This window comes from Cupriavidus sp. USMAA2-4, assembly GCF_001854305.1.
Taxonomy (GTDB): domain Bacteria; phylum Pseudomonadota; class Gammaproteobacteria; order Burkholderiales; family Burkholderiaceae; genus Cupriavidus; species Cupriavidus malaysiensis.
This window is the reverse complement of record NZ_CP017749.1, coordinates 3,112,999-3,134,826: the sequence shown is the minus strand read 5'-3', so window position 1 is coordinate 3,134,826 and position 21,828 is coordinate 3,112,999. Positions and strand designations below refer to the sequence as shown.

Sequence of the window (21,828 nt, the reverse complement as noted above, 5' to 3'; positions counted from 1 at the left end):
ACGGAATGCCTTGCGTGCTCTATACTCGAATGCACGTCCGCGCACTTTTTCAACTGGTGACTGGAGACCGATATGAACAGTACAGCCGTGCCACGTGGCGCTAGCGAACCGTTCCGGCAACTGCGGGCCCTGCGCCGAGCGCGCAAGCTCAAGCAGGAAGATGTCGCCCGAAAGGCCGGGATTTCCCGGGAAGCGTACCTGCGGGCGGAATCGGGTCAGGCTGACCCGCGTATGTCAACTTTCCTGGCCGCATGCGAGGCGCTAGGACTGGAAGTGGTGTTGGCGCCGCAGCAACTTGCTGCCGAAGTCAATGCCTTCATCGCCAGCCGCAACGGCGGCGTGACGGTGGCCTCGATGGCCGGTCCCGCGCCGACGGTCGCCCCCGTGGCGCCGGCGGCCACGCCGAGCCCCGGCGGCTTCGGTTCCGCCCCCGGCGAAGGCCACAAGCCCCTCTAAGAGACAGAGAAGCCGGCAGGCAGGCCCCGCATGGGGTCTCCTGCCACACCGTCCTTGACAGGGCGGGGTGGCTGGCCGCCTCGTTTCCGTTCTCTTGCCTCGCCACAGGTGGCTCGACACCTGTGGCGGGTACACGCCGCCGATGCGGCGCAGGTCTCCTTGCCGACCGCCGTGCCGGTGCGGCGCTGCTGTGCCGGCTCCGCGCGCCGGTTCGTGTCGTGCCCCGCCGTACCGCTTTCCCTCACCCGCCGTACGCCTGCTGACGCAGGCCCCGCACTGCTTCCTCCACACATTTCCACGCTGACCGCACTGGCTTGCCTGGCGGCATCGGTGCCCCTGCGCCTTCCGCCCGCAGGGCGGTGCCGGCTCCGTCGCGGCCGCGGATGGCTGCGCCTATGCTTTGGCTCAGCAGCCCGTCCGGCGAGGCGTCCGCCGGCATCGTTTGACAGGCGCTGCCAGCGAGGATTACGATATAGTAAATCAATTACGGAATACGTAATTTCGTGTGAGGCATCAGGCGGGTGTCCCCGGCTCAAGGCAGCGGGGTGACGGGCCGCCATGGCGCGCTCCACGGGAGCGGGGCCGCGCGGCCTGACCCGAAACCGGCGCCGGCGCGCCGATTCACCGAGATAGAGGAAGACAGACGAGATGACCCAGACCCAATCGATGGCGGCGCAGTCCGCTGCGGACGGCTATCAGTCCGGCTTTGCCAACGAGTTCGCCACCGAGGCACTGCCCGGCGCGCTGCCGGTCGGCCAGAACTCCCCGCAGCGTGCTCCGTACGGCCTGTATGCCGAGCAGTTGTCGGGCACGGCCTTCACCGCCCCGCGTGCGCACAACCGCCGTTCCTGGCTTTACCGGATCCGCCCGGCGGCGCTGCACAGTCCCTTCACGCAGATGGCGCAGACGCGCTGGCTGAGCCGCTTCGATGAAGTACCGGCTTCGCCCAACCAGATGCGCTGGAGCCCCGAAGCGATGCCTGCCGCGCCGACCGATTTCATCGACGGCATCATCACCATGGGCGGCAATGGCGGTCCCGAGGCGATGAGCGGTTGCGGCATCCACCTGTACCTGGCCAACCGCTCGATGCAGGACCGCTTCTTCTACAACGCGGACGGCGAGATGCTGATCGTGCCCCAGCAGGGGCGCCTGCTGCTGGCGACGGAGATGGGCCGGCTGGAAGTGGAGCCGCAGGAGATCGCCGTGATTCCGCGCGGCGTGCGCTTCCGCGTGGAACTGCCGGACGGCGAGGCGCGCGGCTATATCTGCGAGAACTACGGTGCGTTGTTCAAGCTGCCCGACCTGGGCGTGATCGGCTCCAACGGCCTGGCCAACCCGCGCGATTTCCTCACGCCGGTGGCCTGGTACGAAGACCGCGAGGGCGATTTCGAACTGGTGGCGAAATTCCAGGGTAATCTGTGGCGCGCCGATATCGGCCACTCGCCGCTTGACGCAGTGGCCTGGCACGGCAACTACGCCCCGTACAAATACGACCTGCGCCGTTTCAATACGATCGGCTCGATCAGCTACGACCACCCGGATCCGTCGATCTTCCTGGTGTTGCAATCGCCGTCGGACACGCCAGGCGTCGATACCATCGACTTCGTCATCTTCGGGCCGCGCTGGCTGGCCATGCAGGATTCGTTCCGCCCGCCCTGGTTCCACCGCAACATCGCCAGCGAGTTCATGGGCCTGATCGCCGGCGTGTACGATGCCAAGGCCGAAGGCTTCCTGCCGGGTGGCGCGAGCCTGCACAACTGCATGAGCGGCCACGGTCCGGATGCGGAGACTTTCGAGCGTGCCAGCGCCGCCGACACCAGCGCGCCGCACAAGATCACCGACACCATGGCCTTCATGTTCGAGACGCCCGGGGTGATCCGTCCGACCCGCTACGCGGCGGAATCCGCTAACCTGCAGCCCGACTACTACACTTGCTGGCAAGGCCTGAAGAAACACTTCAATCCCAACCAGCGTTGAACGAGCATGGAACCGGCGCTGCACCAGCGCCGAGGCAGGCGCCCGCGCTGCGGGTGCCCGGCCCGACCTAACCCAGACAGACTGAAGTCCTCGGCATGGCCGCCGCCCCCAGGCGCCATGCCGGCCGCATTTTCCGGAGCCCCAAATGACTGATCGCAAGACGAGCTGGATCGAATCCGCCAACGACGGCCAGACCGATTTTCCGCTGCAGAACCTGCCGTACGGCATCTTTTCGGCCAACGGCAAGACCCCGCGCGTGGGCGTGGCCATCGGCGATATGGTGCTCGACCTGGCAGTGCTCGACGAAGCCGGCCTGCTGCCTGCCGCCGCCAAGGGCGCGTTCGACGGCGACAGCCTGAATCGCTTCATCGCGCTGGGCAAGCCGGTCTGGTCCGAGACGCGCCAGCGCCTGACCGCGCTGCTGTCGGGCGACGACAAGGCGCTCGAAGGCAATCCCGCGCTGCGCGCCGCCGCGCTGGCGCCCGCCAGCTGGGTGACCCTGCACCTGCCGGTGCAGATTCCCGGCTACACCGATTTCTACTCGTCGAAGGAGCACGCCACCAACGTCGGCCGCATGTTCCGCGACCCGGAAAACGCGCTGCTGCCGAACTGGCTGGAGATCCCGATCGGCTACAACGGCCGCGCCAGCTCGGTGGTGGTCAGCGGTACCGAGCTGCACCGTCCCAACGGCCAGATCAAGCTGCCGAACGAGGCCCGCCCGCTGTTCGGGCCCTGCCGCAAGCTGGACTTCGAACTGGAGATGGGCTTCATCGTCGGCAAGGATTCGGCGCTGGGCGCGCCGGTCAGCACCGCGGCCGCACCGGAGCACATGTTCGGCATGGTGCTGCTGAACGACTGGAGCGCGCGCGATATCCAGCAATGGGAATACGTGCCGCTCGGACCGTTCAATAGCAAGACCTTCGGCACGTCGATCTCGCCCTGGGTGGTGACGATGGAAGCGCTGGAGCCGTTCCGCCGCGACAACCCGGCGCAATCGCCCGAGCCGCTGTCCTACCTGCGCCAGCAGGCCCGCAACGCCTACGACATCGACCTGGAGGTGCTGCTGCGCGCCGACGGCGCGGAAGACGCCGCCACTATCAGCCGCACCAACTTCAAGGCGATGTACTGGACCATGGCGCAGCAACTGGCCCACCACACGGTGTCCGGCTGCAATGTCCGCGTCGGCGACCTGATGGGCTCCGGCACCATCAGCGGCACCACGCCGGATTCCTATGGCAGCCTGCTGGAACTGACGCGCAACGGCGCCGAGCCGGTCACGCTGCCTGGCGGCGCCAAGCGCGGCTTCCTGGAGGATGGCGACGAGGTGGTGATGCGTGGCTGGTGCCAGGGCGACGGCTATCGCATCGGCTTCGGCGAGGTGCGTGGCCGCATCCTGCCGGCCATCGCTGCCTGAGCGAGCCTGAAGCGGCTGTTGCCGCTGAAGGGAATGGGCGGCCCGCCGCCGCCCATCACTGCATCCATCACCGCGCCCCACCGCGCCCATCGCTGCATTCAGGGGCGCGGTACTTCCAGCAACACGGCGGCCCGGCCTTCCAGCAGGCAGCGTCCGTCTGCGCTGAGCGTGAACAGGTAGAGCACGCGATCGCCGTCCGCGCCGGCGCGTTCTGCCTCGATGCGCAGCGGCGCGGCGATGTTGTCGAGGCGTTCGACGTGCATGGCAAGCTTGCGCACGCTGGCGAGATAGCCCAGGGCAGGGCGCCCGCCGCCGGCGCGCAGCGCCGCACCGTGCGCGGCCATCGCCTGCGCCGCATACTCGATGCCGCAGACCGCAGCCAACCTGCCGGCCGCGCGCAGCGGATTGGCCGGATCGGCATGGCTGCGCGCACTGCAGACGATGCGGTCCGCATCGAGTTCCAGCACGCTGTCGAGCAGGCACATGGCGCCGTGGTGGGGAATCCGCGCCGCAATCCATTCGTGCGGCAATGGTGCCGCCGGCATGCCGCTGCGCGCGACCGGTTCAGCCTGCACCGTCTGCTCCATGGGGCGTGACCGTGGCGCGCAACCGCAGTTCATCCAGATAGTCCAGCACGACGCTGCCACCGCTGCCGCCGGCAAGCACGCGCAGCAGCGGCAGGGCGCGTGCCGACGGCACGCCGCTGCGCAGCATCTCCAGCGCCGGCTCGGCCAGTGTGGTCGCGGCCTCTGCGCTCCATGCCAGGTCGAGGCGGGCCAGCGTATGCGGTCCGGCCGATGCAGCCAGCACCAGTCCCAGCCCGAAGCAGTCGGGAATCGGCCGATGCGTGCGCAGCGGCTCGGGATAGTCCGTGTCGTAGGCCACCAGCAGGCAAGCCCCGCCGTCGCAGGCAAGCAGGCTCATCGCATCGAGCAGGCCGGCGCCGAAGCTGGCATCGTGGGCAGTCAGCACATTGGACGCGGTCATCGCGCCGCAGGCGATGCTCCAATAGCCCGCCGCCGCATTGTGAACCGAATTATGGAAGCGGGTTGGCGACAGGGAGCGATCCTCTCCGGCCAATGTTTCGCAGATAGCGTGATAGTTGTAGCCGTCGGGGCCCGAGGCGGCGAAGACGGCGGGCAATGCGTCAGCCTGCCATCCGCTGGCTGCCACCGCCTCGCTCGCCGCGTCCAGCGCCACGCGCACGCCCGGGCCGCTGCGCCGTCGTTCGGCGCTCGGCAGCGCGGCCGGCGGCGGCGCTTCGGTGCGCTTCGGGTGGTAAGCGGCATGCCCGGCGAGGATGTCCGCCGCGTCGGGCCAGTCCGGCAGGCCGGGGCCGATCAGCCCGATGCCATCGATCCAGGCGCTCAGTTTCATGCGCGCCCTCCCGCCACGGCGTCGGCACGGCCGAACAGCAGGCTGCAATTGGTGCCGCCGAATCCGAAGGCATTGGATAGAGCGAAGCGCAGCGGCGCGCGGCGGCTGCGCAGCAGGTAAGCGAGCGGCAAGGCAGGATCCAGCACGGTGGTATTGGCGCTGCCGGGCAGCAGGCCGTGCCGCAGGGCCAGCGCGCAAGCCACCGCCTCGATCGTGCCGGCGGCGCCCAGCGTGTGGCCGGTGGCGCCCTTGGTGGAACTGCAGGGCGTGCGCGGCAGCAGGTCGAGCATGGCGCGTCCTTCGGCGGCGTCGTTGCTGCGGGTGGCGGTGCCGTGCAGGTTAACGTAGTCAAGGTCACCGGCTTGCAGGCCGGCCGAGACCAGGGCCTGCGCCATCGCCAGGCGCGCGCCCAGTCCCTCGGGATGCGGCGCGGACATATGGTGGGCATCGCTGGACTCGCCGATGCCGAGCAGCAGGATGGCGTCGCCCGGAAGTTCTGCGCCATGTGCCGCCGGACGCTCCAGCAGTGCGAAAGCCCCCCCTTCACCGATGGAAATGCCGTCACGGTGTGCATCGTAGGGGCGGCAGGCCTGGCGCGAGACCAGTTCGAGCGAGCTGAATCCGTACAACGTGGTGTGGCACAGTGAATCCACGCCGCCAACCAGGGCGGCATCGATCACGCCGGCCTCGATCATGCGCTGCGCCGAAACGAAGACCTTGGCGCCGGAGGAGCAGGCCGAGGAAATCCCCAGGGCCGGCCCCTGCAGGCCGAAACGCGCACGCAGGTAGGACGCCAGCGAAAACGACGAGTGCGCCTTGGCGTACTCGAAGCCGGCCGGCAACGCACCGGTGAGCGCGTCCCGCCGCCGGTAGGCGAGCTCGGTCTCGAGCACGCCGCCGGTGCTGGTGCCGGCGAAGACACCGATGCGGTGCGTGCCGTAGCGGGCCACCAGGCTCGACACGGCTTGCGCGAAGCCGTCCTGGGCCAGGGCCAGCTCCGCCAGGCGGTTGTTGCGGCAATCGAAGGCCATCAGCGCCGGCGGCAGCCGCACGCTATCCACTTGAGCAATCTCGCCGACATAGGTATCGAGCGCCACATCGCTGAAGCAGCACGGTGCCAGGCCGCTACGTCCTTCGCGCAGGGCCGCGCTCATGGCGTCGAGACCATGGCCCAGGCAACTGGTGGCCGTGAAATGGGAGACCAGAAGGGGAGACACTGGGGGGACTTGCCGGGTTGCGGGGGTCATTGAATTGTAGCAAAGGGCCTCGGCAGCTCAGGCCTGCCCGTCCTCCGGGCGCGTGGGCGCGATGGCGGGAGCGGCGAAGGCCTCGCGCAAGGTGACGCAGCGCAGCCCGGCATCCTGCACCGCGGCGAGCACATGGGGCAGGACCGCCGGCAGCGTGTGCGTGCCGCCTGCCATGCGCGCGCCGTGGCCGTCGTGCAGCAGCAGGATGTCGCGCGCGGCCAGGCCGCGCAGCAGGCGGGCGGCGATGCGCTCGGGGCGGGCACGGGGCAAGGTATCGAAGCCGCGCCGGGTCCAACTCGCCAGGTTCAGGCCGAGCCCGCACAGCGCCGGTTCCAGGAAGGGGTTGCGCAGGCCCGCGGGGGCGCGGAAGAAGCGCGGCGCCGTGCCCGCCAGCTCCGCCAGCACCTGCTGGGCGGATGCGATCTCGGCGCGCATCCAGCCTGGGCCCGACACGGAGAAGCGGTGAGAGTGATGCTGGCTGTGGTTCTCGACCGCGTGTCCGGCGCGGGCGATCTCCCGCACCAGCGCGGGATGCCGTTCGGCTCGCGCGCCGATGCAGAAGAAGGTGGCGCGCAGGTCATGGCGGGCCAGCCAGTCCAGCACCCGCGGCGTCAGCTCAGGGTCGGGGCCGTCGTCGAAGGTGAGGGCGATGCAGTCCTCTGCCTGCGGCGGCAGCTGGCGCAGGTTGGGGCCGAGCCAGGCACAGCGCGGCCACAGGCCGGCACCGGCCATCAGCAGGTGTGACGCGGCAACGCCGCCGGCCGCCCAGGGCAGCGTGGCGGGCGCCAGCAGTACCGCGCCCAGGGCCCCGACATGGGTCGCCGCGGCCGCATACAGCAGGCCGGACGGGCGCCAGGGGCGGACCCCCGCCAGCATGGTGGGGGCGCCGCTCATGACCGGCCTCCCGTTGTGCGCGCGCCGCGGCGGCGCGGCGCCGCCAGCATGGCGGAAAAAAGCAGCGCGAGCACGGCGCCGGGGGCCACCGTCAGGCCGAAGGCCTGCAACAGCGGCAAGCTGGAAGCGGCCAGCAGGCCGAAGGCGGCGACGGTGGCGAGGTTGGCCAGCACCAGCGAAACCAGGGTGTGCGGCGACGGGCCGGTCGCCGTGCCGTCCGCGCGCTGGTTGAAGAACAGCGCGTAGTTCGAGCCGATCGCCACCAGCAGCAGCATGCCCACCAGGTGCAGCAGGCTGAGCTGGCGCCCGTTGAAGGTCAAGGCGGCGGCGACGACGAGAGCGGCGGCAACCAGCGGGATGAGCGTGCGCAGCACGCGCGCCGGCGAGCGCAGCGCCGCCGCCAGCAGCAGCACGATGGCGGCAAAGCCGGCCAGGCCCAGATGGATGGCTTCGCGCAGATAGTTGTCGTAGAGGCGGTCGGATTCGCCCTTGAGGTCGACGAAGAGCGCGCCGGCCACGCCGGCGCGCGCCAGCGCCGCCCGCACCGGCGCCGCCTCGGGCGTGCCGCTGGCGCGCAGCGGCAAGGTGGCGCTCCAACGCCCGCCCTGATGGCGCAACAGGGCGCTGACGGCCAGCGCCAGCGAACTGCCGCGCAGGTCGTCCTCCTGCAGCAACGGCGCCTGCCGGGCCCGTTCGACGTCGTCGAGGAAGGGGGTGAAAAGGCTCGCCTTGACCGGCTGGCCGGCCACGGCGGCCGCCAGCCGCTGCGCCAGTTCCGCGCGCGGCGGCAGGCTGGCCTGGCGGGCGCGCTGGGTGGCTTCGCTGGGGAGGTAGCGCGCGGGCGTCTCGTAGCCGGTCAGCACGCCTTGCGCCACCAGGCCGTCGAGCTCACGTCCGACGCGCTCCGCGCCTTGCAGCACGCTTTCGCGGTCGGGGCCATCGAGCACGATGAGATAGCGCACGTCGGGCGCGCCCAGGTCGGCGCGCAGCGAACTGTCGAGGGCCTGTGCGTCCTTCGGCACCGGGCTCAGCGATGAGAGCTCTGGATTCCACAACGTGCCGGGGTGCTGCCAGAGCATGGCCAGCGCGACGAGCGGCAGCACTACCACGCACCAGCGCAACCGCCCCGCCGCCGCCGCGGCGCGCGCGAGGCGGCCGCCCAGCGCGCTGACGTCGCGCAGGCGGAAGCCTGCCGGCAGCAGTTGCGGCAGCACATGGCGGGTGGTCAGCGCGGCGGCGGCAAGCCCGGCGATCGAGTACACGCCGAGCTGCGCCAGACCGGGAAAGCCGGACAGCAGCAGGCAGGCAAAGCCGCAGATGGAGGTCAGCACGCCGAGGCGGATGGTGGGCCAGAAGCGGCGCACCCACTCGCGCGGGTCGCGGCTGTCGGCGTGGGCCGACTGCACGAACAGGTAGATCGAATAGTCCACCGCCTCGCCGATCAGGGTGGTGCCGAAGCCCAGCGTCAGGCCGTGCACGGTGCCGCCGAAGCCCAGGCTCACGGCGGCGACCCCGGCCAGCGCGCCGGTGAGCACCGGCACCATGCCGAGCGCCAGCGTGCGCGGCGAGCGATAGACGAGCAGCAGCATGCCGGCGATGATGGCCAGTGCCGTGGTCGACAAGCGTTCGACATCGTGCCGGATGGTATCGCGCGTCTGCACCGAGAACACGCCCGGCCCGGTCATCAGCAGCCGATAGGGGGCGGCACTGGCGGGCAGTTCCTGCCGGCTGGCGACCTGGGCGAAGGCCGTGCGGATGGCGGCGATGGCCTGTTCCTGCGCATCGGTGTCGGCGCCCGCGGCGGCTGTCTGCGCCAGCAGCACTGCGCGCCGGCCATCGCGCGAGGCCCAGGCACCGTCGCGCATCGGCACGCTGCGGCCGGCGTCGAACTGGCCCAGCAGCGTGGCCATCTCGCCGGTGGGATCGCGCGGCAGCAGTGACTTGGTAAACAGGCCGGCGGGCGAGGCCAGCAGGTCGAGCGAGTCCGCCACGGCAGCGCGCAGGCCCTCCTGTGAGAAATGCTCGGGCGTCACCGCCGGGCTGAGCAGGTAGCGGTGGCCGTAGAGCAGACGCTGGTCGGCCTCGCGATTGACCGGCTCGCCGTTGCTGATGGCGGAGAAGCGCTGGTCGGCGCGCAGGCTCGCACCCAGTGCGCGCGACAGCGTGGCGCGGCCTGCGCTGTCGCCGCCTTCGATGCCGACCAGGATCAGGCGCGAAACGAGACCGTCGCGCAGCTGGTCGACCAGCACCTGCTGCTCGGTGCTCGGCGCGCGCGGCAGGAAGGCCGAGAGATCGGCCGTGAAACGGCTGCGCGAGGCTACCAGGGCGCATGCCAGCAGCAGCGCCAGCCACAACCAGACGGCAAGGCGTGGCCGGCGCGGTGCCGGTGCGGAAGAGAGCGGGCCGGACGAGGCGTTCATAGGTGCTGGCGCGCTCAGGGGGCCGGCCGGATCAGCATCACCGAGCGGTCGCCGTCGGCCTGGACGATCTCGACACTGCTGAGGTTGTCGCGCACGCCGTCGATACGCACCTGCTTGACGTGCGCTGCCATGCGCGCGTCGGTGGGAACCAGCGTCAGGGCCCAGCGGTTCGCCACGCCGTCGACGCGCAGCCGGTAGTAGCGCTCGAGGGCATCACGGTTGCCTGCCAGGGTGGCGCGGATGCTCTCGATGAAGGCGGCCAGCTCCGGGTAGTTCTGCAGCGGCATCACATACGACTTGCCGCCGCGCTCGACGGTCATCATGTCGCCGTCCAGCACCATGTTCTCGGGCTTGGGCGTCAGCGTGCGCTTCTCGAGATGGTCGGGGGCGACGAAGACGAGTTCGCCGGTCGAGTCCACCGGGCGCTCCAGCATGGCCAGGTACTTGCGTTCCGAGAAGCGGACCCGGCCCGATTTGCGCTGGGCCAGTGCCGACATCAACTGGTCGACACCCCAGGCTCCGGCGGCCTGGGCCGGAGCTTCGGGCGCAGCGGGCACGGCGGATGCGGCCCGCGCGACGGGCGTGTGGGCACAGGCCAGGCAGGCGGCGAGAAACAGGGCGGGCGGCGTGAAGCGTCGAAGCGGCATGGCGTCAGCGTGGGGCGCTGGCAGGTGCGCCGGAGCGGCTGTCCTGCCAGAAATCGTAGAAGTTGAACCAATTGCGCGGCGCCGCGCGGCAATGCCGCTCGAGCGCCGCGACATAGCGGGCAAGCGCGGCCTCGATCTCGGCGTCGCGATCGCGGCGGGGCGTGCGTGAAAAATCGGCGAGCCACTCGAAGTGGATCTCGTAGCGGTTGCCGCCCAGGTACAGGCCGGTCATGAACAGGGTGGGGCGGCGCAGCATCGCCGCGATCCGCAGCGGGCCGGTGGGAAAGCCGGCGGCCGCGCCGAGAAAGTCGCGCGGTTCGACCGGATCGCTGGCGCGCTGCGCGAGCGTGCGATCGGCCAGCATGCCGACCAGGAAGCCGCGCTCCAGGTAGTCGCGCACCTTGAGCATGGCGTCCAGGCTGCCCAGCGCGATCACGTCCTGCCGCATGGCCGGGTTGACGGCCTGCAGCACATCGTTGACCTTGCGCGCATTCTCTTCGTACATCGTGATCGCCACCTGCAGGCCGGGCCGCTGGCGTCCGGCGGCGCGGATCACTTCGAAGCTGCCGAGATGCGCGCCGAGCAGGAAGGCTCCGCCGCCGTCGGCCAGCGCCGCGTCGATGACGTCGGTGCCGTGTACGCGGATATCGAACTGCTCGAAGCGGCCATTGAGCAGGTAGACCCGGTCGAGGATGGTGCTGGCGAAGGACAGCAGATGGCCGAAGGTATCCCGCAGGCGTGCCCGCCGCCCGCTGACGCGCGACAGGTAGGCCAGCGAGGCCCGCCGCGCCCGCGGCGCGAAGCCGAGAAAATAGAGCGTGATCGGATACAGCAGCAGCCGCGCGGCGCGTCGGCCCAGGCGCAGCGAGAGCGACGTCATGAGCCGCAGCAGGAAGAGGTTGCTGCGCTCGCGGCTTTCGCTCCATTCGGGCTGGCCGGCGGGCTGCGGGGCGGGGCCGCTCATGGCGCGTCTGCGCCGGCTGGCGCGGCGGCGGGTGCGATGTTGAAAACCCCGTTGGCGACATCGTGCTCACCCACGCGCAACGTGAAGCGCAGGGTAGCGTCCGTCGGCGGCGTGTATTGCAGGACGACGAAGTCGCCGGGAGCGACGGGGTACAGGAATTTCGCCGTGCCCAGGCGCAGTTGGCCGGGCGCGAGGCCGAGCGTATCCGCCAGGTGGAGCGCCGCGAGGTCCAGCAGCACCACGCCCGGTACCACCGGGTGTCCGGGAAAGTGGCCGGGAAGGGCAGGGTGGCTGGCCGGGATGCCGAAGCCGTACGGCGCGCTCATGACGGGCGCTCCCCGCGGCGCGCCGCCAGCAGCCGCGCGACCAGCGGTGCCAGCTGGTCGCGCGGCAGTTTGCCGGTGGCATTGCGCGGCAGGCTGTCCACCAGCAGCACGCTGCGCGGCATGAAGGCAGGATCGATGCGTTCGCGCAGCGCGCGCCGCAGGCGCCCGCTGTCCAGGCCCGGCGCGACCGCCAGCGCGACGAGGCGCGCGGCGCCCGCCCCGGGCGCCGGCTCCGGCAGGAAGAAGCACCCGTCCTGCACGCCCTCGATAGCGGTCAACTGGTGGTTCAGGTAGGCCAGGGAACTGCGTTTTCCCGCGATATTGACCAGGTCCGCGCGGCGCCCATGCAGCAGGAAACGGCGTGCGTCGAGGCGTTCGAGCAGGTCGCCCATCGGCACCGCCTGGCCGACGTGGCCGCCGGATGCCCAGGCCACCGGGCCGTCTTCCTCCTCGCCAGCCGCCGGCGCGCGCCAGTCCAGATCGATGCCCGGCAGCAATGTCCACGCAGTGTCGCGCGCACTCGCGCGTACTGCGATCTGTCCGGTCTCGGTGCTGCCGTAGATTTCCAGCAGCGGCGCCCCGAAGCCGTGTTCAGCCTCATGCGCCAGGGCCGCGGGGAGGGCGGCGGTGGCCGACAGCAGCAGGTCCGCGCGCGGCAGGGAGATGCCACTTGCCAGCACCGCACGAAGGTGCGGCGGCGAGGTGACGAGCACGCGCGGGCGGGGGGCGGCTGCGAGCGCCGCGCGGATATCGGCCGGGTAGAAGACCGGCGCCGCCTGCAGGGCCAGGCCGGCCTGCAAGGCCAGCATCACCGTGCATTCGAAGCCGAACATGTGCTGGGGCGGCACGGTGCCGACCAGGACATGCCGGCGTCCATCGTCCAGGCCGAGGCGGGCGGCCGACGCGCGGGTGAGCCGCACCATCTGCCCCCACGTTTTCGCATGCGGCACGGGCAAGCCCGAAGAACCCGAGGTGAAGATATAGGCCATGATCCGCTCGGCCGGGATCAGCGGAATGAGCGGGGCGGCGGGAACGGCGGCGGCCGGCGCTTCACCCGGCTCACCCGGCTCACCCGGCTCACCCGGCTCACCCGGCTCACCCAGGCCGGCCGAGCAAGCCGCCATCTCCGCGGGATACGCCAGGCGCGGCAGGCCGGTCGCCGCCAGGGCCTCGGTGGCCAGGGCCTCGTCGTCATAGAGGCACACCGTATCCGTCGCGCCGGCGCAGAGCGCGGCAAGCGTGTGCGGATTCAGTGTCGGCGGCAGCAGGCTCGGCTTGCCGCCGACCAGTGCCGCGCAAAGGCCGACCATGAATCGGTAGCGGTCGCCGCACAGGTTCAGCACATGGCCGCCAGCCGGCAGCAGCGCGGCCAGCCGGGCGACATCGGCCAGGAAGCGGCGTACCGTGACCGCCTGCCCCATCCGGTACGCGATCACGTCGTCCGGCGAGGCATGGGAGACAAGGGCAATGGCAGGCATGGCGAGCGGGAAGGCTGGGCTGCGTGACGGCATCAGGCGGCCGGCAGCCCGGTGCGGTGACGCGCCGCGTGGGGCGGCCGCCGGGGCGCCGGGGCGCAGGGAAGTCGAGGAAAGCGATTGACAACAGACATGACGGCGCTCAGCATGTGCGGCCCGGATCGCCCCTGCGACCGGGGCCGGCCGCGAAAACCGGCGGACCACGCCAGGAAGACCGCACCGGCGGGAGGTGGTTTCCGGTGGCACCGACAATGTTGTTACGAAAGTTCTCTTGCCTAGTGGGATATTGCCTAGCTTGGTAGCATTCACCACGAAGGCGGAGCGCGAGTATACCTTAGCCTTAGCCTCGGCGACCCGCCACGGCGCCGCGCGTGCAGCATCGGACGCGCGGGCGTGCAGCCCACAGCCCCCTGGAATGATGAACGAACTGGAAACCGAACTCGCGCGCCTGATCATCGGCGAACTCGACATCACGGATATCGCGCTGGCCGACGTCCGGCCCGATACACCGCTCTATGGCGAGGGATTCGGCCTGGACTCGATCGACATCCTCGAGATCGCGCTGCTCGTGTCCAAGAAATACGGCTTCGAACTGCGCTCGGACAATCCGGACAACAAGCGCATTTTCCAGTCGCTGGGCAGCCTGGCGGCCTATACGCAACAACAGCGGTCACGCTGAATCGCAAGAGGGCAAGGCGGCCGACGGCAGGCGCTGTCGGCGGCCGCACGGAAGGAAGACGATGGATCGACGCCTCGGCCCCGGTGATCCGGAGGCATCGAAGACCCACCTCGTACTGATCCCCAGCTACAACCCGGGGGACAAGGTGCGCGAGACCGTTCGCGCGGCGCGGCGTGCCTGGAACCCCGTATGGGTCGTGGTCGACGGCAGCACGGATGCCAGCACGGCGTGGCTGCGTGAAGAGGCCGCACGCGACCCGGGCCTGCGCGTGCTGGAACTGCCGCGCAACGCCGGCAAGGGCGCGGCCGTGCTGCACGGGGCGGAACGCGCCGCGGCGGCGGGCTTCACCCACGCGCTGGTGATGGACTCCGACGGCCAGCACCCCGCCCACCTGATCCGGCCGTTCATGGCGGCGTCGCAGCGCGACCCGGCGGCGCTCGTGCTGGGCCGGCCGCTGTTCGACCGCAGTGCGCCGCGCGAGCGCGTCTACGGGCGCCGGCTTTCCAACCTGTGTACGGACCTGGAGACGCTCTGGGCCGGCATCGGCGACTCCCTCTACGGCTTCCGCGTCTATCCTATCGCGCCGCTGCGCGCGGTCATGGCCGAGCGCCCGTGGATGCGCCGTTTCGACTTCGACCCGGAAGTGGCGGTGCGCCTGTGCTGGCGCGGCCTGCATCCGCTCAACCTGGATGCCCCGGTACGCTACTTCCGCGCCGATGAGGGGGGCGTCTCGCACTTCAATTACCTGCGCGACAACGTGCTGCTGGTGTCGATGCACTTGCGCCTGCTGACGGGCGGACTGCTGCGCCTGCCCTTGCTGGCCTGGCGGCGCCTGCAGCCGCCACGCTGCGGCGAAGCGCCGGAAGCGGTGAAACGCTGAGCCCATGCGCCGGCTCCGCCGCTTCCGACGGGCCGCGCGCGCTTACATCGTGGCGTACGCGCTGCACCAACCGGCGGCCGCGACCTGCCTGTCGCCGAACAGCACGCAACCGCCCCAGGCACTGCCTGTGTCGCCCTGGTAGAGCGAACAGCCGGCACAGTTCTGCCCGGACTGGTAAGTGGTGAACCTGGCCTTGTCCACGCGGGCGGCGTCGTGCACGTAGCCGACCTTTTGCGCGGCCGGATCGCTTTCCTCTAGGCGGGTCGATTGCGCCCGGGCCGCTTGCTGCCAGGCAAAGGCGGTGCTCAGTCCCAGGCCGCAAGCCAGGAAGCCGCGTCGTGATGGATTCATCATGGATCGGTCTCGTTCAGATTGGTGTGGGGAAGATGCGTGCCCGTTCGTGCACGGCCACGCGCAAGACCGCCAGCGTAGCGCAGGGCAAGCCAACGCGTCCCGATTCACGTGCCGTCGAGCCTTGGCGGTGCCAGGTTCCGCGTCCCCGCTGCAAATCGATATGACATCGATATTTCAGCGCTGAAACAATCGTGCCAGCCGTTGCCGCCTGGCGGTTCGCCAGCGGGCAGCCCGTACGCCCGGTTTTCCAATCGGTATCAGTTGACTTTCTCCAGCGTAGCGCAGGCGGTACGCAATATGGCGCCAAAGCGCTCGAGATTGGGCTCGATGCGGTAGACCGGCCCGGCGATCGAGATCCCGTACCACTCGCCCGATAGCTTGAGCGGCCAGGCCAATGCGCCCACGTCCGGCATCGATTCCCCCAGGTTGACGAAGCTGCCCCGTTCCGCGCCACGGGCGAGGTCGGCCTCCAGCTGCGCCGCGCTCGCCAGCGTGCGCGGCGTGAAGGCCCGGTAGGAAAGCTGCGCGAGCAGGACCTGCCGCTCCTCCGGCGCCATGGCCCATAGCAGCGCCTTGCCGATCGAGTTGGCGTGCAGTTCGCGCCGTTCGCCCGCCGTGGCGATATAGCGGATCGCGTGAGGGGATTCCAGTACGTCGAGGTAGAGCACCGCGGCGCCGTCGTGCAGCTTGCCGATGACGACAGTCTCGCCGGTGGCCGCGCGCAACTCGTTCATGGTGTCGTGGACGCGGTCGAGCACCGGGTCGTGCCGCGCGATCTGCTGCGCCATGGCCAGCAGGCGCCCCGTCGGGTAGTAGCCCTGGCGGCGCCCGGCTTCGTACAGGTAGCCGAGGGCGGTGAGGGTGCGGATCAGCGCCAGGCAGCTCGACGCCGGCACCGACAGCAGCCGCGCCAGCTCCGTCAGCGACAGGGCGCGCCGCTCGCGGGCGAAGGTCTCGATGATCTCGATCACCCGCAGCGCGGTCTTCACATTCATGGTCTGGGCGCCCTGGGTCGCGCCTTGGGCGGCCTGGGCAGGCTGGGGATGGCCTTCAGCGCGGCGCATGTGCTCTCTCTCCCGATCGTGGTTTCCGATAGTTGACTTGGTTTTTCATGAGTATAAAATCGCTTTCACAATTATGAAAACGGCGCCAAGGCGCCCGGAGACAGCCATGACGCAAGACCTGCCTCGATACTTCGTCCGCACGGACGAAGTGCCCGGCTACCACCCGGCGAATCACACCGGCACGCTCAACCGCCGCCTGATCGGCCGCGAGACTGTCGGCGCCACCCAGCTCGAAGTGGTGCACGGCACCATCGAGAAGGGCAAGGGCGCGCTGCCCCATGCGCATCCGGGCATCGAACAGGTCTGCTACCTGCTGCAGGGCCGCGCGCGCGCCGAGATCGGCGGCCAGTCGCGCGAACTCGGCCCCGGCGACTGCTGTTTCTTCCCGGCCGACACCATGCATGTGTTCACCGTGCTCAGCGACGAGCCGGTCAAGGTACTGGTGATCTACGCCCCCCCGTACGAAGAGTCTCCACAGCGCGGGGTGCGCCCGGCCTGAACGCCGGCGGCCCGGCGGCGGGCCGCGGCGGCATGTGCCGGAATCCATCGAGCAGGGCAAGCAGGTCAAAGAGGAGGTGTGCATGAGTCAGAGATCCCGACGCCGGATACTGGCGCTGGCCGCGGCATTGTGCCTGACGCCGGCGCTGGCCTGGGCGGATGCCTATCCGAGCCGGCCCATCCGGCTGGTGGTGCCTTACGCGCCCGGCGGCGCCACCGATATGGTGGCGCGGCTGTTCTCGCAGAAGCTGGGCGAGGCGCTCAAGCAGCCCGTGGTGGTGGAAAACCGGCCCGGCGCCAACGGCATCATCGGCACCGACCAGGTGGCGCGCGCCGCGCCGGACGGCTACACGCTGCTGCTCAACACGGCGGGGGCGCAGACCTTGAGCCCGGTGCTGTACAAGGCTGGCTACGACCCGGTCAAGAGCTTCGCGCCGATCAGCCTGATCAGCGCGATCGGCTTCGTCATGGTGGTGCACCCGTCGGTGCCGGCCAAGACCGTGCAGGAGTTCGTCGCGCTGGCGCGTGCCGGCAGCCGGCCGCTGAGCCTGTCGACCGGCAGCAGCATGATCGAACTGATCGGGGAGACCTTCAAGACGGCCATCGGCGCGCCCAAGATGGTCAGCGCCCCGTACAAGGGCACGGGTCCCCAGTTGCAGGCCGTGGTGGCCGGCGAGGTGGACATGACCATCGATCCGTTCAACGGCATGCAGATGATCCGGGCCGGCAAGCTGCGCCCGCTGGCGGTGCTGGCGTCCAAGCGTTCGCCGGCCCTGCCCGACGTGCCGACCATGCAGGAGGCGGGCATTCCCGGCATGAGCTTCAACTCCTGGGCCGGCCTGCTGGCGCCGGCCGGCACGCCCAGGGAGATCATCGTGCGGCTGAACCAGGAAGTGAGCCGCATCGTCGCTTCCCCCGAGATCAAGGAACGGCTGGCGGCGATCGACTATGAGGCGGTCGGCAGCACGCCGGAACAGTTCGCCGCCATCATCGCCGACGACAGCGCGCGCTGGGCGAAGCTGGTCAAGGATACGCACTACAAGGAAAGGATGGCGCAATGAACGCCAGGCCTGGAATGAGGGGACTGATGATGATCCGGACCAAGCTGCCTGGCCTGTGCGCCATCCTGCTGGCCTTCCTGTGCACGGGCGCGCTGCCGCCGGCACGCGCAGCCGATGCCTATCCGAGCCGGCCCATCCGGCTGGTGGTGCCGTTCGCCGCGGGCAGCGGCACCGACGCGGTGGCCCGCATCACCGCCAGGGAGCTGGGCGAGGCCTTGAAGGAGAACGTGGTGGTGGACAACCGTCCGGGCGCCAACGGCGCCATCGCGGCGGAACTGGTGGCACAGGCGGCGCCGGACGGCTACACGCTGTTCATGACCACCAACACCACCCATTCGGCCAATCCGTCGCTGATGAAGAAGCTGCTGTACGACCCGATCCGCGACTTCACGCCGGTGGCGCGCATGGGCAACCTGCCCTTCATGCTGGTGGTCAACCCCAAGCTGCCGGTCAAGACCGTGTCCGAGCTGATCGCCTGGTGCCGCGCCCACCCCGGCATGTCCTATGCCAGCGGCAACAGCACCGGCATCGTCGCCGGCGCCACGCTGGGCCGCATGGCCAGGCTCGACCTGCTGCACGTGCCCTACAAGAGCACGCCGCCGGCCATGACCGATGTGATCGCAGGGCAGGTGCCGATGATGTTCGTCGACGTGGCGGCCGGCATCGCCAACGTCAAGGCCGGCAAGCTGCGCGCGCTGGCGGTTACCACCGCGCAGCGCAGCCGGCTGCTGCCCGAGCTGCCGCCGCTGGCGGAGACGCCGGAACTCAAGGGGTTCGACATCACCTCGTGGAACGGCGTGTTCGGGCCGGCGCGGTTGCCGCCCGAGATCGTGGCGCGGCTAAACCGCGAGCTGTCGCGCATCGCGACGAGCAAGGAGGTGGCTCCGCGTTTCGAGGCACTGGGCTTCGAAGGATTCGGGCAGTCGCCCGGACAGTTCGCCGGCTTCGTCGCCGATGAGCTGGTCAAATGGACCAAACTGGTCAAGGACGCCGGCATCCAGCCGGAATGAGGCAGGCATGAATTTCGAAAGAACCCCGGAGCAGCGCGCCATCGTCGAGGCGGTGACGCAACTGTGCAGCGACTTCGGCCCCGAGTACTGGGCCGGGCAGGACCAGCGGCATGAGTTCCCGCACGCCTTCCACCAGGCCATGGCCAAGGCCGGCTGGCTGGGTATCGCCATGCCGGAAGCCTACGGTGGTGCCGGCCTCGGCATTACCGAGGCAGCCCTGATCATGCAGACGGTGTCGGCCTCGGGGGCAGGCTTCTCGGGCGCCTCGTCGATCCACATGAATGTGTTCGGGCTCAATCCGGTGGTGGTGTTCGGCACCGATGCGCAGAAGGAATCGGCATTGCCCCCGCTGATCGCGGGGCAGGACAAGGCGTGCTTCGCCGTGACCGAACCGGATGCCGGGCTCGATACCACGCACCTGAAGACGCAGGCGGTGCGCAGCGCCGACGGCTCGGCCTATCGCGTCGACGGCCGCAAGATCTGGATCTCCACCGCGCAGGTGGCCAACCGCATGCTGCTGCTGGCGCGCACCACGCCGCTGGAGCAGGTGAGCAAGCCGACCCAGGGCCTGAGCCTGTTCTACACCATGCTCGACCGCGCGCATATCGAAGTGCGCGAGATCGACAAGATGGGGCGCGGTGCGGTCGATTCCAACATGCTGTTCATCGACGGCCTGATGGTGCCGGCGGGTGACCGCATCGGCGAGGAGGGACGCGGCTTCGAGTACATCCTGCACGGCCTCAATCCGGAACGCATCCTGATTGCCGCCGAGGCCGTAGGGCTGGGCCGCGCTGCCCTGCAGGCAGCGACGCGCTACGCGCGGGAGCGCGTGGTGTTCGGGCGGCCGATCGGGCAGAACCAAGGCATCCAGCATCCGCTGGCGCAGGCCTGGATGGCGCTGGAAGCGGCCGACATGATGGTGTGGAAGGCCGCCTGGCTATACGACCAGGGACAGCCGTGTGGCGCCGAAGCCAACGCGGCCAAGTACCTGGCCGCGGAAGCCGCGCACCAGGCCTGCCAGACAGCGGTACTGACGCTGGGCGGCATGGGCTATGCGCGCGAGTACCACGTGGAGCGCTACCTGCGCGAATCGTATATCCCGCGTATCGCGCCGGTCAGCGCGCAACTCATCCTGTGCCACATCGCGGAGCGGGTGCTGGGCCTGCCCAAGTCCTACTGAGCTTCCGGCCGGCCCGGGCGCCGGTGCTCGTGCTACTTGCCCAGCTCGTGCCCGACCACCCCGCCGACGACAGCTCCGCCGACGGTACCGGCCGTGCTGCCGTGGGTCAGTTCGTGGCCTGCCACGCCACCCACCACCGCGCCGGTGGCCGTGCATCCACTCAGCGCCGCGACCAGCAGCGTGCGGGCTGCGAGCGCGCGCATCCATCGGGTCTTGTCCATGATCGGTCTCCTGCCCACCGCCCGCCGCAATGGCAGCGACCGGTCCGGGCCTGATAAGGACCAGCATAGGCAGGGGCGGCGGTCCGCCGTGCCGGCGCCGCGCCGAAATCCGTGTAGGACCAGGACGACTGCGGCGCGGCGGTGCGGCGCCTCAGTCGCGCAGGCGCTTGATCAGCGAGGAGGTATCGGCACGGCCGCAGCCGCGCGTCTGCAGTTCAGCGTAGAACTGGTCGACCAGCGCCGTGACCGGCAGGGTGGCGCCATTGCGGCGCGCCTCGTCCAGGCACAGGCCCAGGTCCTTGCGCATCCAGTCGACCGCGAAGCCGAAGTCGAACTTGTCTTCCACCATGGTGGGGCCGCGGTTCTCGAGCTGCCACGAACCGGCCGCGCCCTTGCTGATCACGTCCAGCACGACCGGCATGTCGAGGCCGGCGCGCTGGCCGAAGGCGATCGCTTCGGACAGGCCTTGCAGCAGTCCTGCGATGCAGATCTGGTTGACCATCTTGGCGAGCTGGCCCGCCCCGGGGCCGCCGATGCGGGTCACGGCGCGCGCATAGGCCGAGATCACGGGTTCGATGCGCGCAAAGGCTGCCTCGTCGGCACCGCACATGATGGTGAGCACGCCTTTCTGCGCGCCGACTTCGCCCCCGGAGACCGGAGCATCGACGAATTGCAGGCCGCGCGCGGTGGCTGCCGCGTGCAGCTCGCGCGCGACATTGGCGCTGGCGGTGGTGTGATCGACGAAGACGCAGCCGGCCGGCGCGGTGCTATAGGCGCCATCAGCGCCCGCCAGCACGGCGCGCAGGTCGTCGTCGTTGCCGACGCAGGAGCAGACCACGTCCGCATCGTGCGCGGCTTCGGCGGGCGTGGCGGCAGCCTTGCCGCCGTACTCGGCTGCCCAGCGCTGTGCCTTGGCGGCGGTGCGGTTGTAGACGGTGACTTCGTGGCCCTTGGCCACGAGGTGGCCGGCCATGGGGTAGCCCATGACACCGAGACCGAGGAATGCGACACGCATGACGACTGCTCCCTGACTGGAAAAGCTCGATTCTACGTGAGCGGCCGGCGCGCGTTGGCCGGCCACGCATGTGCATGAACGGGTCGCCGGCGTCAAGGCGCCTCAGCCAGCGCCAGGCCGGCCACGGGTCGGCTTCGGGCGGCCGCGCCGGGCCAATCAAGGCATGAAGGCAGTGCTGCGTGAACCGCGAAGGGGCCGTACCCACTGTGACACCGTGACCTCGGGGCCGGCATGGCGCAAGGGCCGCCGCCCCCTTGCGGAGACGGCGGCCCTTGCTGCGAGCGTCGCGGGAAAGCGTCCGTCCAGGGCGGCCGGGCGCGCAGACGCCCGGGAAGTCAGGGAAGCCGGCCGCTCAAGCGCCGTCGGAGAAGGCATCACGCCGGGCATTGACCTGGTGATTGCCGTCCGAGTATGGGTCGCGGGCACCTTGCACGCGGCGCGCTTCGCCGGTGTAGGCATGGCTGCTGCTGGCGGTAGCGCCATCGGTGTACGGGTCGACGGCGCGGGGAGCGGCGTTGGCGAGGCCGGCGGCAGCGGCCAGCGAGGTGGCCAGAACTGTGCCGAGCAGGGCTTGCTTGAACGTGCGCATGGCGTTTCTCCTGAGATTTGGCAACCGGAAGCGGTTACCGATGGAGGAAGTCTACGCAGCGCTCGCCCACCGCAACATGA

Annotated in this window: 21 protein-coding genes and 1 pseudogene; 9 read left to right on the top strand and 13 right to left on the bottom strand. The window is 69.9% G+C overall.

The features are described 5' to 3' along the window. The first annotated feature begins 72 nt into the window (after positions 1–72). The 3 genes from BKK79_RS39615 to fahA all read left to right on the top strand — a co-directional run bounded on the left by BKK79_RS39615 (position 73) and on the right by fahA (position 3,847). Positions 73–456, top strand: coding sequence for a helix-turn-helix domain-containing protein (locus BKK79_RS39615; protein ID WP_083384510.1), 384 nt, complete (start codon positions 73–75; stop codon positions 454–456). A 648-nt stretch (positions 457–1,104) separates the two neighbouring features. Then, on the top strand, positions 1,105–2,433 hold the full coding sequence (gene hmgA / locus BKK79_RS33660; RefSeq protein ID WP_071040013.1) for a homogentisate 1,2-dioxygenase: 1,329 nt from the start codon (positions 1,105–1,107) through the stop codon (positions 2,431–2,433). A gap of 145 nt (positions 2,434–2,578) precedes the next feature. After that, positions 2,579–3,847: a fumarylacetoacetase gene (fahA, locus tag BKK79_RS33655; RefSeq protein WP_071019929.1), complete on the top strand. Its 1,269-nt coding sequence runs from the start codon at positions 2,579–2,581 to the stop codon at positions 3,845–3,847. Positions 3,848–3,945: 98 nt separating this feature from the next. Here fahA and BKK79_RS33650 read toward each other — a convergent pair whose 3' ends face one another. The 8 genes and pseudogenes from BKK79_RS33650 to BKK79_RS33615 form a co-directional block, all read right to left on the bottom strand. After that, complete coding sequence (locus BKK79_RS33650; protein ID WP_071022533.1) at positions 3,946–4,392, bottom strand: hydroxymyristoyl-ACP dehydratase; 447 nt, start codon at positions 4,390–4,392, stop codon at positions 3,946–3,948. A 19-nt stretch (positions 4,393–4,411) separates the two neighbouring features. Beyond that, positions 4,412–5,224 carry a beta-ketoacyl synthase chain length factor gene (locus BKK79_RS33645; RefSeq protein ID WP_071040012.1) on the bottom strand — a complete coding sequence of 271 codons (813 nt, stop codon included), beginning with the start codon at positions 5,222–5,224 and terminating at the stop codon, positions 4,412–4,414. After that, the gene (locus tag BKK79_RS33640; RefSeq protein ID WP_071040011.1) at positions 5,221–6,441 is read right to left on the bottom strand and encodes a beta-ketoacyl-[acyl-carrier-protein] synthase family protein; all 1,221 of its coding nucleotides are present in this window, start codon (positions 6,439–6,441) and stop codon (positions 5,221–5,223) included. The genes BKK79_RS33645 and BKK79_RS33640 overlap by 4 nt, the downstream gene beginning before the upstream one ends. Positions 6,442–6,498: 57 nt before the next feature. Continuing rightward, entirely contained in the window at positions 6,499–7,365 is an 867-nt protein-coding gene (locus BKK79_RS33635; RefSeq protein WP_071019937.1) for a polysaccharide deacetylase family protein, read from the bottom strand. After that, the gene (locus tag BKK79_RS33630) at positions 7,362–9,785 is read right to left on the bottom strand and encodes an MMPL family transporter (RefSeq protein WP_071040010.1); all 2,424 of its coding nucleotides are present in this window, start codon (positions 9,783–9,785) and stop codon (positions 7,362–7,364) included. The genes BKK79_RS33635 and BKK79_RS33630 overlap by 4 nt, the downstream gene beginning before the upstream one ends. Positions 9,786–9,799: 14 nt before the next feature. Continuing rightward, a complete protein-coding gene (locus BKK79_RS33625) occupies positions 9,800–10,432 on the bottom strand; it encodes a LolA-related protein (protein ID WP_071040009.1) in 633 nt (210 codons plus the stop codon). A gap of 4 nt (positions 10,433–10,436) precedes the next feature. After that, on the bottom strand, positions 10,437–11,396 hold the full coding sequence (locus tag BKK79_RS33620; protein WP_071019944.1) for an LpxL/LpxP family acyltransferase: 960 nt from the start codon (positions 11,394–11,396) through the stop codon (positions 10,437–10,439). After that, a pseudogene (locus BKK79_RS33615) lies at positions 11,393–13,200 on the bottom strand (AMP-binding protein). The gene BKK79_RS33620 and the pseudogene BKK79_RS33615 overlap by 4 nt, the downstream one beginning before the upstream one ends. A 415-nt stretch (positions 13,201–13,615) precedes the next feature. Between BKK79_RS33615 and BKK79_RS33610 the strand changes: the two are divergent. Both BKK79_RS33610 and BKK79_RS33605 read left to right on the top strand, forming a co-directional pair. Beyond that, on the top strand, positions 13,616–13,876 hold the full coding sequence (locus BKK79_RS33610) for a phosphopantetheine-binding protein (protein WP_071019946.1): 261 nt from the start codon (positions 13,616–13,618) through the stop codon (positions 13,874–13,876). A gap of 61 nt (positions 13,877–13,937) precedes the next feature. Further along, entirely contained in the window at positions 13,938–14,756 is an 819-nt protein-coding gene (locus BKK79_RS33605) for a glycosyltransferase family 2 protein (RefSeq protein WP_071019949.1), read from the top strand. A gap of 42 nt (positions 14,757–14,798) precedes the next feature. On the opposite strand, the gene BKK79_RS33600 is transcribed toward BKK79_RS33605, so the two are convergent. Next, complete coding sequence (locus BKK79_RS33600) at positions 14,799–15,107, bottom strand: high-potential iron-sulfur protein (protein ID WP_071022536.1); 309 nt, start codon at positions 15,105–15,107, stop codon at positions 14,799–14,801. A 260-nt stretch (positions 15,108–15,367) separates the two neighbouring features. Further along, the gene (locus BKK79_RS33595; RefSeq protein WP_071022539.1) at positions 15,368–16,105 is read right to left on the bottom strand and encodes an IclR family transcriptional regulator; all 738 of its coding nucleotides are present in this window, start codon (positions 16,103–16,105) and stop codon (positions 15,368–15,370) included. Between the two features lie 175 nt (positions 16,106–16,280). Here BKK79_RS33595 and BKK79_RS33590 point away from each other — a divergent pair, with 175 nt between their 5' ends. From BKK79_RS33590 to BKK79_RS33575, 4 genes are all read left to right on the top strand, one after another. Then, the gene (locus BKK79_RS33590) at positions 16,281–16,673 is read left to right on the top strand and encodes a cupin domain-containing protein (RefSeq protein WP_071040008.1); all 393 of its coding nucleotides are present in this window, start codon (positions 16,281–16,283) and stop codon (positions 16,671–16,673) included. 82 nt (positions 16,674–16,755) lie between these two features. After that, positions 16,756–17,733 (top strand): Bug family tripartite tricarboxylate transporter substrate binding protein, encoded by a 978-nt coding sequence (locus BKK79_RS33585; protein ID WP_071022541.1) that lies wholly within the window; start codon positions 16,756–16,758, stop codon positions 17,731–17,733. Between the two features lie 29 nt (positions 17,734–17,762). Further along, a complete protein-coding gene (locus BKK79_RS33580) occupies positions 17,763–18,743 on the top strand; it encodes a Bug family tripartite tricarboxylate transporter substrate binding protein (RefSeq protein ID WP_157128660.1) in 981 nt (326 codons plus the stop codon). Between the two features lie 7 nt (positions 18,744–18,750). Further along, a complete protein-coding gene (locus tag BKK79_RS33575) occupies positions 18,751–19,923 on the top strand; it encodes an acyl-CoA dehydrogenase family protein (RefSeq protein WP_071040007.1) in 1,173 nt (390 codons plus the stop codon). 32 nt (positions 19,924–19,955) lie between these two features. Here the strand turns inward: BKK79_RS33575 and BKK79_RS33570 are convergent, their stop codons facing one another. The 3 genes from BKK79_RS33570 to BKK79_RS33560 all read right to left on the bottom strand — a co-directional run bounded on the left by BKK79_RS33570 (position 19,956) and on the right by BKK79_RS33560 (position 21,748). After that, positions 19,956–20,126: a glycine zipper 2TM domain-containing protein gene (locus BKK79_RS33570; protein ID WP_232346482.1), complete on the bottom strand. Its 171-nt coding sequence runs from the start codon at positions 20,124–20,126 to the stop codon at positions 19,956–19,958. Between the two features lie 169 nt (positions 20,127–20,295). After that, the gene (locus BKK79_RS33565) at positions 20,296–21,159 is read right to left on the bottom strand and encodes an NAD(P)-dependent oxidoreductase (protein WP_071040005.1); all 864 of its coding nucleotides are present in this window, start codon (positions 21,157–21,159) and stop codon (positions 20,296–20,298) included. 352 nt (positions 21,160–21,511) lie between these two features. Further along, a complete protein-coding gene (locus BKK79_RS33560) occupies positions 21,512–21,748 on the bottom strand; it encodes a hypothetical protein (protein WP_071040004.1) in 237 nt (78 codons plus the stop codon). Positions 21,749–21,828 lie beyond the last annotated feature (80 nt).

Excerpts from the sequence above, each read along its gene's own strand:
- BKK79_RS33595 (WP_071022539.1), bottom strand. The coding sequence starts at position 16,105 with ATGAATGTGAAGACCGCGCTGCGGGTGATCGAGATCATCGAGACCTTC.
- BKK79_RS33560 (WP_071040004.1), bottom strand. The coding sequence starts at position 21,748 with ATGCGCACGTTCAAGCAAGCCCTGCTCGGCACAGTTCTGGCCACCTCG.
- BKK79_RS33645 (WP_071040012.1), bottom strand. The coding sequence starts at position 5,224 with ATGAAACTGAGCGCCTGGATCGATGGCATCGGGCTGATCGGCCCCGGC.
- BKK79_RS39615 (WP_083384510.1), top strand. The coding sequence starts at position 73 with ATGAACAGTACAGCCGTGCCACGTGGCGCTAGCGAACCGTTCCGGCAA.
- hmgA (WP_071040013.1), top strand. The coding sequence starts at position 1,105 with ATGACCCAGACCCAATCGATGGCGGCGCAGTCCGCTGCGGACGGCTAT.
- BKK79_RS33610 (WP_071019946.1), top strand. The coding sequence starts at position 13,616 with ATGAACGAACTGGAAACCGAACTCGCGCGCCTGATCATCGGCGAACTC.
- BKK79_RS33575 (WP_071040007.1), top strand. The coding sequence starts at position 18,751 with ATGAATTTCGAAAGAACCCCGGAGCAGCGCGCCATCGTCGAGGCGGTG.
- BKK79_RS33635 (WP_071019937.1), bottom strand. The coding sequence starts at position 7,365 with ATGAGCGGCGCCCCCACCATGCTGGCGGGGGTCCGCCCCTGGCGCCCG.
- fahA (WP_071019929.1), top strand. The coding sequence starts at position 2,579 with ATGACTGATCGCAAGACGAGCTGGATCGAATCCGCCAACGACGGCCAG.
- BKK79_RS33600 (WP_071022536.1), bottom strand. The coding sequence starts at position 15,107 with ATGAATCCATCACGACGCGGCTTCCTGGCTTGCGGCCTGGGACTGAGC.
- BKK79_RS33590 (WP_071040008.1), top strand. The coding sequence starts at position 16,281 with ATGACGCAAGACCTGCCTCGATACTTCGTCCGCACGGACGAAGTGCCC.
- BKK79_RS33570 (WP_232346482.1), bottom strand. The coding sequence starts at position 20,126 with ATGCGCGCGCTCGCAGCCCGCACGCTGCTGGTCGCGGCGCTGAGTGGA.
- BKK79_RS33585 (WP_071022541.1), top strand. The coding sequence starts at position 16,756 with ATGAGTCAGAGATCCCGACGCCGGATACTGGCGCTGGCCGCGGCATTG.
- BKK79_RS33605 (WP_071019949.1), top strand. The coding sequence starts at position 13,938 with ATGGATCGACGCCTCGGCCCCGGTGATCCGGAGGCATCGAAGACCCAC.
- BKK79_RS33625 (WP_071040009.1), bottom strand. The coding sequence starts at position 10,432 with ATGCCGCTTCGACGCTTCACGCCGCCCGCCCTGTTTCTCGCCGCCTGC.
- BKK79_RS33580 (WP_157128660.1), top strand. The coding sequence starts at position 17,763 with ATGATCCGGACCAAGCTGCCTGGCCTGTGCGCCATCCTGCTGGCCTTC.
- BKK79_RS33565 (WP_071040005.1), bottom strand. The coding sequence starts at position 21,159 with ATGCGTGTCGCATTCCTCGGTCTCGGTGTCATGGGCTACCCCATGGCC.
- BKK79_RS33620 (WP_071019944.1), bottom strand. The coding sequence starts at position 11,396 with ATGAGCGGCCCCGCCCCGCAGCCCGCCGGCCAGCCCGAATGGAGCGAA.
- BKK79_RS33630 (WP_071040010.1), bottom strand. The coding sequence starts at position 9,785 with ATGAACGCCTCGTCCGGCCCGCTCTCTTCCGCACCGGCACCGCGCCGG.
- BKK79_RS33650 (WP_071022533.1), bottom strand. The coding sequence starts at position 4,392 with ATGCCGGCGGCACCATTGCCGCACGAATGGATTGCGGCGCGGATTCCC.